The 13,721-nt window shown below is 48.3% G+C and carries 11 protein-coding genes; all 11 read right to left on the bottom strand.

Translation table 11 applies throughout. The features are described 5' to 3' along the window. Positions 1 to 306: 306 nt before the first annotated feature. Complete coding sequence (locus KBY83_RS14340) at positions 307 to 1,266, bottom strand: hypothetical protein (RefSeq protein ID WP_255020253.1); 960 nt, start codon at positions 1,264 to 1,266, stop codon at positions 307 to 309. Next, entirely contained in the window at positions 1,263 to 4,697 is a 3,435-nt protein-coding gene (locus KBY83_RS14335; RefSeq protein ID WP_255020252.1) for a hypothetical protein, read from the bottom strand. Before KBY83_RS14335 ends, KBY83_RS14340 begins: the two co-directional genes overlap by 4 nt. A 40-nt stretch (positions 4,698 to 4,737) precedes the next feature. Further along, entirely contained in the window at positions 4,738 to 6,252 is a 1,515-nt protein-coding gene (locus KBY83_RS14330; RefSeq protein WP_255020251.1) for a hypothetical protein, read from the bottom strand. Positions 6,253 to 6,255: 3 nt separating this feature from the next. Further along, complete coding sequence (locus tag KBY83_RS14325) at positions 6,256 to 6,762, bottom strand: hypothetical protein (RefSeq protein ID WP_255020249.1); 507 nt, start codon at positions 6,760 to 6,762, stop codon at positions 6,256 to 6,258. Between the two features lie 12 nt (positions 6,763 to 6,774). Continuing rightward, positions 6,775 to 8,253: a hypothetical protein gene (locus KBY83_RS14320; RefSeq protein WP_255020248.1), complete on the bottom strand. Its 1,479-nt coding sequence runs from the start codon at positions 8,251 to 8,253 to the stop codon at positions 6,775 to 6,777. 76 nt (positions 8,254 to 8,329) lie between these two features. Next, a complete protein-coding gene (locus tag KBY83_RS14315) occupies positions 8,330 to 9,406 on the bottom strand; it encodes a hypothetical protein (RefSeq protein WP_255020247.1) in 1,077 nt (358 codons plus the stop codon). After that, a complete protein-coding gene (locus KBY83_RS14310) occupies positions 9,403 to 10,416 on the bottom strand; it encodes a S1C family serine protease (RefSeq protein WP_255020246.1) in 1,014 nt (337 codons plus the stop codon). The genes KBY83_RS14315 and KBY83_RS14310 overlap by 4 nt, the downstream gene beginning before the upstream one ends. A gap of 672 nt (positions 10,417 to 11,088) precedes the next feature. Continuing rightward, the gene (locus tag KBY83_RS14305; RefSeq protein WP_255020254.1) at positions 11,089 to 11,613 is read right to left on the bottom strand and encodes a transposase; all 525 of its coding nucleotides are present in this window, start codon (positions 11,611 to 11,613) and stop codon (positions 11,089 to 11,091) included. A 202-nt stretch (positions 11,614 to 11,815) separates the two neighbouring features. Next, positions 11,816 to 12,322, bottom strand: coding sequence for a transposase (locus tag KBY83_RS14300; RefSeq protein WP_255020245.1), 507 nt, complete (start codon positions 12,320 to 12,322; stop codon positions 11,816 to 11,818). Positions 12,323 to 12,325: 3 nt separating this feature from the next. Next, positions 12,326 to 12,739, bottom strand: a complete 414-nt coding sequence (locus KBY83_RS14295; RefSeq protein WP_255020244.1) for a hypothetical protein — start codon at positions 12,737 to 12,739, stop codon at positions 12,326 to 12,328. After that, the gene (locus tag KBY83_RS14290) at positions 12,732 to 13,400 is read right to left on the bottom strand and encodes a phosphotransferase (RefSeq protein WP_396094091.1); all 669 of its coding nucleotides are present in this window, start codon (positions 13,398 to 13,400) and stop codon (positions 12,732 to 12,734) included. The genes KBY83_RS14295 and KBY83_RS14290 overlap by 8 nt, the downstream gene beginning before the upstream one ends. Between the last annotated feature and the right edge of the window lie 321 nt (positions 13,401 to 13,721).

Genomic DNA, 13,721 nt, shown 5'->3' with positions numbered 1-13,721 from the left:
CGTTGGAACTCAGGCAGCGAGAGGCCTTTCTGAAACTGGACGGCACTGCGCGACATGGGCTAGCTGGTATATGCGTACCAGTCTATGCGACCAGTTCGCCCTGTGCGGAGTGAGCTGGGTAATCACGTACAGGTTTACAAATATTTTACTGAGACAAATCGCCTAGATCCACTGCGGTGCAGGCGATAAGAGCGTTCTCAGGAAGCCCTATCCAGCAGCAACAAAAAACTAGAAGCAAAGACAACCAACGAGTATGCCCATTATATCTGCAGTATTTCGCGAAAAAGAAAAAGAGGGCAGCCCCCCTCAAGAGCCTCCCTCAATCAATCCCTTTTCATCAACAATCCAGAATGATTCGTCAAACTTACGTAGGCGAGCAATCTTGATGATCGCTAGAGGGAGACCGTGGACTGCACGGTATTCGTATAGACTAGACCCGCCTTCCTTAAGATCATGAAGAGAAGAGCTGAAACGATTACTGAGTGGGTTAAGAGCCAGAAACTCAGACTGGCCGTCATCAAAAACGAGATAATCAGCGGCTTCAAACTTTGATCTTAGTAGCATTATTTTATGCTGACCTTCAGGTGTAAGCTGCGAATCAAGCTGCCCCAACGCCATTGGCCTGAATTGAGTTTTGCGTTCCTCAAAAAAGTCTTGGCGCGGAAATGCTTTAATTACTTGGCAAAGCAATGAGGATAAAGGTGTTTGTGGCAGAGGCGGGGTCGCCGTGAAATCATAAGAATAAGTCTCAGGGTGGGGCGCAAGATCCGGGAATGTGGAGAAAGGGATCCGGGGCAGAGGCTGATCAGAGGGCTTGGAAAGCGCCGTAATGGAACGCTGCAAAACTTTAATCTGACTCTGTAGATTCTCGATCTCATTATGATGGTCATTAGACTCATTATGATGGTCATTAGACCGAAGCTGCAAAGCTTTAGGATCTACAGACTTTAGCTTTTCTTCAATTTCACGAAAACGGTTACGAAAACGTGTTTTGGTCAAGCTCAACTCTTCTTTTCCCAACCAGAACAGGAAGGCTGAGATTAGAGCTGAGATTAGAGCTGAGATTAGAAGAGCAGGCGCGAGAATCGAGCGAGCCCTCAAACCTCCATCGGGACGATATGCAGCTTTATGGAGATTTGTTTGGAACAATGCCCATAAAGAATGAAAGTCATCGCCAAACGGAAAAGCAAAGTACGCTAATACTAAAATGAAAGAGATGATAGAAAAAGGTATAAAGTGTTGCCGGATGTAACGAAGAATGCTCATGCAACCTCCGCCCACTTCTCGGACAAAGCACGTGTCAGGCACTTCATCACCGTAATGAATGGAGGTTCAGGCTCAAAAAGTTTGCTAGTGAATCCCAACTCGGGAGCAGGCTGCGAACGCCTAACCATTAACGTGCAGGTATCATCAACTAGCTGCCGAGTAGTCAAACCCAAATCACCCGACAAAGATCCGATCCGTTCACCCGACCAAAACTGAAGCGGGAAGAACTCATCACTATCAAGATCCCCAATGGCACGATTAAATGCTTGGATATAAGAATCTAATTCAGAGAAATCGTCAATTGAGTAGCCCGATACAATAGCCTTATCGGGTATATCAAAACGTTCATATGTACTACGGCTTATAACGTGCTTGCCGTCTTCATCAAGATACTGCAAGGTTGCTGGAAGACCAGAGCAAGGATGGTCGTCCTTAGATTTAATCGCGACCTCTAACCTTGTCATACTTGGGTCAACAGCTAGGCCAAGACAAGCTTCTGACTTGGGAGAAGAGGTGCATTCAGCCCCCATTGGATTAATGTCCAAACCTGAAGCACTTGTCAAGATCTGATTCAGAAGAACATGCGCCTGAGACTTCTTAAAGTCAGGAAGCGTAGGATGGATCCATCGAAGGAATCTAGCACCATTTCCTCCGAGCACAACGGCTGGATTGATACCAAGGGGCGCATCGAAAAGGCCCTCTTGCTTCAGCGAGCGGAGGACGATACCAAGATAATAATAAAGTCCACCAAATGAAAAAGCCATCAAAGAGCGAAAATATTTGTTCTGCAAACGATTGGATGCATTACTTGCTTTCCGATAGGACCCTGAGGAACCAAATAGATTATCACTATTGTACCTAAGGTAAACATCAATAGAAGCGTCAAAGTTCCTATTTAGGTCGAGTATGGGACTTGCTTCCATCCCGAGGATATCGCGAAGCTTGGGAATATTAGACTTGCCGGAAGAGGGCCGGAGAATATGATGAAAGACGTCGCGACCTGCGTATTGGATTGAGCATTGATGAATCAGTTTGCGATTTTTCCATATTGAAACATCAGATGTCCCACCTCCGATATCAATACATGCAGTATTTTCAAGCTGACGGCCTTCAATGGCCGCACAATATTGGGCAAAAACAACGCTTTCAGTATCGTGAGTCGAAGAGAAAACAAGAGTATGATCAATATCAAAGCACTCTTGCTTTAGTCTTTCAATAAGTGTCTGCCATGTGCCCATATAAGCATTGATTTGGCCCTGATTAAACGCCGTTGGGAAAGAAGCCTTCCATGCAATCTGACGCACACCTTCGTATGCAGCTTGAGCACTAATACTCCAAATAAGCTGCTCTAGAAACGTCTCCTGCAACACCGATTCATCATCACTCCACTTTATATTTGTGTGATAGAATGGTTGGGAGAAATCAACCTTGCTTAGAGTAAAATAAATACGGCCTTCCTCGATCGTAAGAGGTGTTCGTTTAATTCCTATATGCTTGCCTCTAGTGGTGGCAATTGTAAAAAATGGAGGGATTGACGAATTTGCATTTGGCCGAGACTGGGTAGAGGCGATAGGTAAACCAGCTTCAGCAAGAGATTTGTTATCCGGAACAAAATATTCGCGCAATGCCTGCTTATCAGCCCCAGACTCAAGGCTACTGATAGATAAGAGTAGTGTGTTGAGTGTTAGCTTTTCCGGTATATTCTTACCGTCTCCCTTCCGAACGGCAACATTGGTAAGTGATGTACCGAAATCAACACCGACTGTCCAATTAGAAGTGTTGGGAGAAGGGACCGTGGGTGAACTAATTGGGATCACTCCAATGTCCTTTCCCTTCAAAGAAGCGACTAGGTACTGAGGAATGGTTTTACTCTTGTAATAAAGAAATGAACTAGGTTCAGAAGATGATCCCGGTGATTTTGCCTGTGGCTCGCTCTTTGCAAGAATGGAGTCATAAGTGGGTCCCTCAGTAACTCGAAAAGCCAATGCATCAAGACTCGATGATTCAACAAAGGTAAAGTATTTTTTCCAATCTGTATTAACAGGGATGTGAGGCCATATGGCCATAGAGGGGACACGTCCTTGGAGCTTATTCTTCGGGTTTAGAGGAAATGATTGATGTATCAGATACTCAAGCTCGTTCCCATCAAAACCGGACAAAGGTAATGCGATTGAAATCTTTAGTCCGTCACCATCATTTACTTGTATTTTTTCAATCTCAATACGGCCCTTCAGGTCTTCACTTGATATATACTCCCTCAGACGTGGATTGACAGGAAGGATGATGGTAAGCTGGCCAAACTGCACCAGATCAAGCTTGTCGGCTATCCAGCTACCAGGAAGTGCATCATGTTCCTCAAGATAATATAGATCTTTCAAGAAAAAGTCTTCGGGGCGCCAAAGCAATGCTTTTTGGTCTATTGCTTTTGCTTTGTCAACCGTTAAGTTAGCTAACGTCAGCGGACCAATGACACATACATTTGGAGCACTCTTGTCAAGCCGAACCGGCATCTCATCGGGATCAATTAAGTAGAGATTAGGTGTCGTCTCGAGGGGATTAGTTTCGCGGTCGAGGCTAGGGATTATCTGCACATTTGATGGCAGAGACTCCACCGAAGCTGGGTAAAGACTACGCAATAAGATGGGGGAAAGATCAATCTGAAAAGGGACTCGCTTGTCACTTGGCTTAGGTTGATTGACTTGAATATTTCCAACGAGATCCGACGCGAAAAGATTTAGCTCTTTAGCAACACTACTCGCCAGGGAAGCGTTGCCTCCAGGCTGGCTATTGGCTGTCAGAACATCGTTGGCAAGGCGCTGCAGCCAACCAGCGAGGATGGAACGTTGTGAAGAGTTTAAGTGTTGCTTTGGATCTTCAAACTTCTCATTTTGCACCCAAGCGACTTGGCTTTCAATCGCTTTAGGCAGAAAACTTGTAGGCGAAACAATAGTAGCTGCCGAGCTCATCCCTATAGGGCAGCCATTTAAAGAAAAGACATATAGTGTATCCCATGGATTGCTGCTATTTGGATTGCTGGAGATCGAAATGATGTTATCTTGCCCTCTTGGGCTGAGGCGAGACAGACTTTTGGCGAACGGACTATTTGAGAATTGGGAAAGAGTAACTCGTGTTGCGGTAATATTGAGGCAAAGATTTTCAGAGAGTGCCAGCAATGCCAGAAAGCCCCGATACTGAGATATAAGCTGGGTTCTTGTGGGATAAGCAGGGTTGCGAATCGCTGAAAGTAATTGGAGAGCGCGGGACCACGGGCTAGGTATTGAATTAATCTCACCAAGAGTGGCACTACAGTCAATGTCGTTTGCCAACTGGTTAAAAAGGCCAACTCCTGCCTGCATGTGCCAATCGCCAGCCGTAGGTCCACCTGGGAATGGCTTGGTCGTCTTAGGCAGCAGGGGAGAGAAATTGGACATGAGGATAGTGAGATGCAGGGGGGGGGGGAATTAAGCAGAATTAAAAGAGGTTAAAAAGACAATGAGCGAGTCCTTCAGTTCCATACTGGGGAGGGCTTGGAATATCATAGAGCTTATTCTTAAACCAGTCTATTCCTCGCCGCTTTTCTGCTGAAGTCAAAGGAATGTCGAGCAGGAGATCATTGAGTATCTCCTTATAATCACGACTTTCGATATTCTCTGGTTTTGAATCGGCTGGAAGATTTTCAGAGCGAAAGAGCTCTGGCTGATTATCGCCACTACGACCGACCTCGCCACACCAGACGAGAAACTCTGCGCTCCACTGGGCAAGCAATGCAGATGCCTCTTGTTGATCTGAATCCTTCACAGATGGCTTGGACGATGAAGTACTATTTCCTAACCTGAAAAATTTTAAGAACCAAGGCGCACCCTTAACAAACTTTTTGGGCGTGACTTTCTCAGCCGCCTCAATCTCTAGGGAAAAGTTATGATACCAAGAGTATGAGAATAAGGCTGCACGCTTGAGATGCGTAACAGAAGGAATGCCTGAGTGTCCATTTGGGATATCTTCCCATCTCAGTTGATCCTGAGTTTTTCGGCTGATCGTTCCCACTTGAACACTATTACCTTGGTGGGTCATGCCATGGCTAGCAGACAACGCAGCAAATAATTCAATAAAATGAGACTCATTATGCTGTTCAGGTCCGCCCGTTGCAGGTTGATATTGCTTTCTTTGTTGGTTGCCAATCAAATAGATGCTGTCAAAGATACCTTGTGATTGCTCGGTAAAGAATTGAAGTGCCGCCTGAGTATTAATGCCAAACGACTGAGATTCAGCGAAGACATCACTCACACTGTCCTTGGGCTTCTGAAATGTGAAGTAGGGAAGCAGTGGAGTCGCATTAATCTTGATCCCACTACGGATTCCCAGCTTATGAAACTCATCATGCAGCAAACGACCTAGGGTTGGCACTCCTGCCGCACCAGTCCCCCCAAAGACACTGCCAAATAGATGAACGATGACAGGTTCAGAGTTCCCGCCGTCATTAACTGCTGTTTGAATATACTGAAATACTTTTGACCAAATATTATCGTCATCTTCGAGGTCTTCGACATCAAGCTGACTCATAACGGCTGCACCTATTGGAGGCTTGCCACGAAAACCAACCTTCAAATCAGCTTGACGTTCCTTTGGAGTATAAAGGACTTCGAATAACCCAGCCAACCCAGGCTGAGTTGTCCGCATGAGTTCATGGTTAAAGATCGCGGCAAGATTTGATTGATGAATAACATCAGCTAAAGGATTCCAACTACCGAAATGGGTGAGCTCCCCTTCCATGAACGGAGACGAACCGTCTGTGAAAGATTTGTGCGCCTTGCTAGTCAAGACAATACGCCTTGCGGCTCGGTCGCCGTTACCGTTGGAGGAATCAGCATCCACAAGGATGGTTCCCAAGCTAGTGTTTCCAAAGAGTCCGATGCTGTGAAGCATAACGGCAGACTCAACACACTTAGCCCCGCTGCCACCGATGCCTATCGCAATAATTCGTTTCATCGTTCAGACTCCCAACTTACGGCGCAGGTTCATAGCTAGAGGTGGGACAAATCGCAAGGAACCAGGTGTTGCGAGTGCAGTCGGCAGCCAAAAACCGAAAATCATGTCAATTGGAACAACAATGAGTAACGATAGATACTGCAGTTCGGCGGCAACTGTTGCTGCCGCAAGTGACACAATGAGATAGAAGGTTAAGATCATAACAATATATAGGATCGCAACAAATGACCACCACAGAAACTGCTTACTTCTTGCCAGGTGGCTGTTGACTGGATGAGCATTTTCAGCCACGGTGTTCCAAATCAACACAGCTATTGAGGAGGTCAGCCAAAAACCTAAAGAAGCCTGTAAAACAACTTTCTCTTTCCAGTCAGATTGTTGGGATGTGACCCCCAAGCCAGCGATAATCTCAGGACTGGCGAGAAGGGCTAACTGCAGTGGGACGATGACACAGAATCCAATAAGGACAGCAACTACAAGAACAGCAAAACGTCGCGTCTCTTTATTCATATGAAAATGAGCTCAGTCTTCGTTGGCGTCTGAATTAATTAAAGCAGCCGCTATCGCGCCGACCAGCAAAATGGCGCCAACTACAATAAATATTAATATAGGTGGCCGCTTCGATTGGCCAAGTTGTTGAGTTGTTGGTTCTATTGCTAGGCACAGCTTGATAGCAGGTCTCTCGGCAGATCCCGATGATATTGCTTGCAAGCTGTTGACAAACAGCCTGAGGTTTTGGGTGGTATGGCCAGAAGGATTTGAGACACTACTGTCCCAATCAGACCACAAAGCCGAATTAAGTGCTTGATTGCTGACTTGAACGGCGATCGGATCTGTCGAAGATAAGAGCTTGGGATTACTTTTTAGACCAACTACAAGTCGACCATCATATATAGATGAAGAGATCAGGCGATATCCGCTTGTCTCAGGGAATAGTCTGATCTCAGAAAGCGGTATCGAAGAGGTAGGCAGACGATTGCTGGCTAAAGATTTAAGTTGAATATCAAATGGTCTACCAAGGCATGCTGACTCTACAGACCCTAAGAGCCATTGCGATGGAATCGAGGGCACCTTGCGATCAAACGCGCTAGTTTCACTAAGACAATCCTTATTAATCTGTACACCCCAAGTTGCACTACTATCGAGAGAAATAGTTTCTTCGCTATGACCTGATGAAGTAAAAACAGAAGCTTGTAGTGCTTTGCTAACCCCCATCGGCATATTTTCAAATGCTTCAGAGAAAGCGTCAACAGCGGAGGATGGGCCGCTGAGCAAAACATAAAAAGGACGGCCCTTACTCTCTAATGGTAGTGTCTTTGTTGAATAAGGAAAAGGCCGAAAAGCGCCCGATTGAGCAGGATAGATAGTTCCGTTAAATTGGCTTCTTACGCCCAAAAGGACTATTTTGTAATTAGGATAGCTTTTGATAAGCTGGGAATAGCGCTTTGCCAGTGTGCTTATTGCACCCGAGTCGGGCTCAAGGTCTGTCAAAAGAACATCCAATCGATCCTGTGGTGCCGCAATCGGAATCTCCAGCAGTTGCCCCAAGGTGCTGGTTACGCATGGATACTTAGAATCGGTAGCTGTACAGAAGAACTCTTGCGTTCGAGCATCCAGAAATTGAGTCTCGGAGATCTTTTGGGGTTTATTAATTGACAAATTAGAACCTAATCTCCAAAAACTAGTTTGACCGGTGAGCCCCTGTGCAGCAACTAATGCACTTACTGTATCTATTGCTTGTGCAAAGCGCGTACCATGATCAGTTACATATCCATGCATTGAGCCACTGCCATCAACCCCAATATTAATTTTTATAGGACGAGAATTATTGGACCAGACTTCTGTCGAACGACTCTTTGGCTCGTCAATACAGCTTAATCTACTAAGGCTTGAACTACAGGCTGAAAGAAGTGCTACAACTGCCAAAGCTGGAAGTGGCTTCATCAGCGACTGAACAGGTCTGGAGCACAGTTTGGAGTGCAGGCTAGGGCTGAGTTTCATGCGAGATAGTTGCTGCAATGAAAGAATAGTAACAAGACCAGGAAGTGATCAGATCATTTCTAAGTGAACGAACAAGTCATTCAATATCGAGTGGCTCCCACTTTCCATCTAGCAGACTAACCATGCGACTGGCTTCATCATAGCTTTTTGCCATGACCCAGGTTTGCTGACTATCGTCTATTAGGCACATCTGCGAAGGGAGCTTAGCGTCTGGTGTTGATCGCCGAAAGTCGACATTGCCTTGCCCATGCATTAATTTAAATGGTGATGTTCCGACATACACACTCATGTTATTTGCAGGGGAAACCGCGGCTGGAATGCTGATGTCAACTATGCAGTCTACAATTACCATGCCCTGCTTCGTTGAATCATGATAAAGAGCGTAAGCCTGCGGCTTACAGGTACTAAAGAATATATTAATTGGGTTTCCATATAATTCCTCCAAGGTCCGTTGATGATCAGCCTTGGTAGCATAACCCTGGGTATCAGTATTGGTAATAAGTTGATTTAGCTTTGTTTGTATATCTTCATAACTTGATTGGATGGAGGCAAGCTGTGAATGCCAACCTAAACAAAGTGGATTCTTATCGGATCTGATCTTACCTTTCATCTTGAGCGCCCAGCGCTTATGGCGAGTTATCTGATAGAGGTATGCTGGAGATTCAAGCCAGCAGAAGGTTGCTTCCTCTGATGCATCATGACCTACACCTTCATAAAGAAGAGAGAGGCTTTCAAGACTTTGTGATTGAGAGAGGATCGTTGGCTTGGGTAGAAGTATGAATTCTTGGAAAGCAAGTTCGATTACCCAGTAGTTGCCATTAGGTTTGCGTTCAAGAATAATGGCATTTTCAATCGCCTTGGGAGAAGCCGACTTACTACAGTATTGAAGGACTTGTGGTGTCTCAGAGTAAATATCAATGATTTTGCGAATAGGAATGTCAAGATGCTGCGTGCGGTCTAGCTGGAGTTCGGAGTCTTGGATCCATTTTGCATAACTTATGTTTCGGGCGCTCTCAATTGTATCTAAACGGTTAAATATTTCGCCGTTGCACTCTTCTATCGCAGAGAGGCGTTTCTGGACACTCTGTAGCATATTCGAAAGTTTTGATAATTCTGTCCATCGTTCGACCATGCCTTCGTTGTTGTAATTCATGACTCGTCTTCTTCGTCAGATACGAGTTTAAATGTAAGGCCTACTAGTAATGCTAATCCGGGAATTAAAAAAAGCAAGACCAATGGAAAGGGGCGGGCGCCCTCCTGCTGCTCTTGAGATTCCGTCCCGGTACCGGATGATGGTGGAGCGGGAACAGATGGGATAACATCTTTCTGACCCTTGTCCGGTTGTGATTCCAACGAGTTATGAGACTCATGATCTTCCGAGATATCATATCCCAGGAAATTGATCACTCGTTCTCCGGATAGGCCGAATCCCAATCCTTCAACATGCTCTTCTACGACTTTGTACGTTGCTACCCCGACAACACATCCCGACTTGTCTAGAATTGGGCCACCAGAATTTCCAGGGTTTATTGGCGTGTCAAATTGCAGAATAGCGCCACTTTGATAAATATTACTGAGAACTCCTGAAGTCAGGCTAAAGTCAAGGGTCTGACCTCCTGCTCCGGGCGAGCCTATCGCTACCAATTGGGCTCCAATATTGGGTGGACTTTTCTTAATCATCAATATTGGCTTTGAATAGTTCTTTATCTCAATTAATGCCAAGTCGTTGACATCTGTTGAGCCTTTTCCATCTTTCAGTAGAACTGCTTGATGAGTAGTCCCGTCAATCCATTTAACTGAAGCAATATTGTGTCCATCAAGAACATGCGAGTTTGTGATTAGCTGTGTATTTCCATCTCTGTTTCCAATAGCAAAGCCACTACCTGATCCAGCACCTTCGACAACGATTAGGGCGACTGACTGTTTAGCCCGTTCAAAGATTTCTTCCGGTGTCAAGTTGCCACTGCTGCATGACTGCCGTTGCGGCCTTGATTCTGCGAGAAGGCGTGGAGATTCACTCAGCAAAAGCCTAGACTCAGAAGCAAAAGCAATTGTACAAAATCCAGAATAAAAAGCACCTAACGCTAGAAATGAGGATTTCCGGATTCGAAGAATAATTGACTTGGTGGCCCATCTCGAAAAATGAGTCATGCTTATTTCCATGGATTAGATTGTCTGAATTTCATTCGGGCTATTCCTCTTGATTGTTTTGGAGGCATTCATGCTTTGATCTTGCTCCCAGTTGATTGCAAGCTGGATGACGGAAATACTGTGATAATAGAGCGGTAATCTTCATCGGTCAAGCTACCTGCCACCTGGTGCACAAAATAAATCTGAGTTTAGCTCGGCTCCATATCTTACGGTAACGTCTCATGAGACTAATGTGGCCTCGGTCGACATAGGGGTGACCTGTGTCTTGGGGCTCTCATGGTGACGAGTTCTAATCGGCCCAGCCAATCCATCTAAAGGCGTTAAGTCGGAATTTTCTCGAGCACATGTACAGATTCCTTTAAGAAGAGTAGCAAAATATGCACCCGGCTTGGTGCCCCTTGTTGCATCAGGCAAGTTTTCCTAGCGTGTCCCCGACCCATTAAGCAGGCACAGATGGAAGGCCAAACATACGGCAGAGTCAAGAATGCCAGGGTACAGGCGACGGCGCATCAATCGAAGGATCTGATGAATTAGGCACTCCATTACCTCAGCCGCTGTTCCACGGTCACATCCTGCAGGTGGAAGTGGACGCTCCATGGCGCAGCCGGCCTGCGTCCCGCCAGTAGGTGTAAATCCCTGGGGACCTCAACCCCGGCGTAGCCGCAGGGTTGATTCAAAGTCTGGTCACGGGTTGAGCTCTGGTTGTCGTCGCGCCATCGCCAGCAGTGCCTTGATGTCATGCATCACCGCTTGCAGGCCCTCGCGGATCGAGTCGAAACCGGCCAGGCGCAGCAGATTGAGACCAGCGGTGCGCAGGGCCGCCATGACGCCGGCACCGTTGCCGCGGTAGCGGTGATCGTCTTCCCGCAGCTGGGTGTCGCGGATCCAGTGCCAGCTCTCCAGACTCCAGCGCTCTCTCACCAGGCGCAGCAACGCTTCTGGGGTGGTGCGCAGGCTTGTGATGAACCGGTGCGTGGCCTTGAACGGCTTGCCATCGCGGATCCCGGTGGCGATCACCTCGGCGATCCAGCTGGTGCCATGCCAATTGGCCTTGATGTGCACCGGCGCTTCTTTCGCCCTCAGATTCCAGGTGATGTCACGGCCATGGCCGATCTCGTGATTGGTTGCGACGAAAGGGATGTGGCACTTTCCAAGCAGCTGATCGGCGATCTGCCGGTAGAGCGTCTTCTGGTTGGCCTTAACCGTCAGGAGGAAGTCGGCCCCCTGCTCTGTGAGCTGCCGAAAAACGCTTGCTGCGTGTTCGGCGACGATTAGGTAGGCGCCCGCCTAAGTAGTTGACACCGGGCACGCAGGCAAATGCCGATCACACCGCAGGCCCTCACCAGGCCAGCGCCCGCAGCATTGGCCTCGCCAATCAGCTCGATCACCTTCCGCCGGTGCAAGGCACTGGTCAGCCTTCCTCGTCCTCCGAACAGAAGGCATCCCACTTTTTTTGCAGCACCAGCAAAGCCGCCATTTCCGCCATGGCCTTCTCCTTGCGCTGCAACTCCTTTCTGAGGGCTTTGATCTCCCGCTGGTCCTGGGCGCGGAGCTTCTCAAGCTCCTTCTGCTCGGCCATCGTCAGCACAGGCTTGGCGTTGGCATCCTGGGCCGCCTGCCGCCAGCGCTCCACCTGCTCCGGGAACAGGCCCCGCTCGCGGCAGTAGGCGCTGAGCTCGGTGGCGTTGAGGCCAGAGCTCTCCAGTACAACCGTGAACTTGTCGGCAGCGCTCCAGCCCTCTGGTTCCTTCTCGGATGACGGCACCACCTCTCCCTGCAACCGCCAGGCCTTCCTCCATTTGTAGAGGGTCATCACGTGGATGCCCAGCTCCTCTGAAATCCGCGCCACGCTCTGCCTGTGGGGCGGGTGCATACGTCTCCTCACATCAGCCTTGACGGCCTCGCTGTAACGGCGCATTAGTCATGTCCTCAAGCCCCCGGATGTACTGATCAGAGGGGTGACAACTTTCCTGAAACCGGGGGAGGAGGCTGAGCCAGTCACCGGCTGGTTGGCCCCAGCACGGCCCAAGAAGTTGCTTTGGCCGCTGAACTCAAGCTCTGGCCGCCAGCTGAGCAGGGCTTCGGCCCGCAACCAGCTGTTGAAGCGATATCCCGCCGCTGCATCGATCACTGCTGCCGGCTCGAAGCTGCCTGAAGCTCCAAGGGGTTGGCCTTTATTGCCAGTGCCGCACCCAAACAGGGCAGGTGGCTGCGGGCTGGCACAGTTGTTGTCACGGAAACCGTTTGCCTTTGGCCAATCGCTGCCTGCCCCCAGGCGCACATAGGGGCCGGAAGCCAGCGGTGGGTTGGCGAGATTTACGTCAATATCAGGCATTCCAGGCACTCGGATCGGGCAGAGCTTGCCAGGCGTCAATTTCCAAGGCGTAGGCCGCATGACGCTGGATCGCGTCATCCATGAACAGGGCTGCCCGGATCGGAATGTCTGGGCCCGTGAAGGAATGCATGGCTATGCCGGCAGTGATGGTCCGTAGAGCTGCTAATTGCAGGTCGTACCTGGCCTCTTCAAGCGAGTAATCACAAACTCCAAGCTTGAGTAGTTCCTGGTGCCAAGCCAGTAGCAGGTCTTCATGACGTCCAAGCCGCTGAGCCTGGGGCGTGCTGCCGCCAATCAAAAAGGCGATATCAATAGCGGCTGAACTACGGCTGGCCCAGGACCAATCAATTATTACCGACTCCGGATCTTCCAGCGTATGGCCGAATAGCAAATTGTCGGCGCGCAGATCACCATGGACGAGGGTCCATGGCCTGTCATTGAGAGCCTGATCAATATCTGCACTTTGCTCCAGTACCGCGCGATATAACCGGCAAACATCCGTGCCGAAGCGCACGCCATAAGTGGCAAAGAAATCATCAACGATTTCGGCTTTGGGGTCTGCAAACCAGAAGCCATGGTTTGGCAACCAGCTGTGCTGGTTCAAGGAAGGATCAAGCCAGAATTCGGCGTGGATAGCGGCCATGCGTTGAATCGTGGCCAACGTTTCCTGGTAGCTGAGTCCGATTACTTGATCACCAGAACGTAAGTGGGTCAGATCCTCGATCAGCAACCAATATGGCTCAGAGGAATTGGTTGCAAAGACTGAGGGTTTGTGATTTTCTAATCTTGGAGTGCAGTGAGTGTAAACACCCACCTCACGACCAAAGGCATTGTTCAGCCGGCTGAACTCATTGAAGGGTACCTCGAAATTTACGAGATTTGCCAGCTCTGATCACCATAAAAAAATGCCTTTCGGCATCGTCGCAGCAGATCATAAGTGCTCAAGCAATGCAATATTGTCGGCAAATTGATTCGTACTGGA

Origin of the sequence: Cyanobium sp. WKJ7-Wakatipu, from assembly GCF_024345355.1 — a bacterium.
Classification (GTDB): Bacteria; Cyanobacteriota; Cyanobacteriia; order PCC-6307; family Cyanobiaceae; genus Cyanobium_A; species Cyanobium_A usitatum.
Note: the sequence above shows the minus strand (reverse complement) of the source record. Positions and strands in the feature narration are given on the sequence as shown.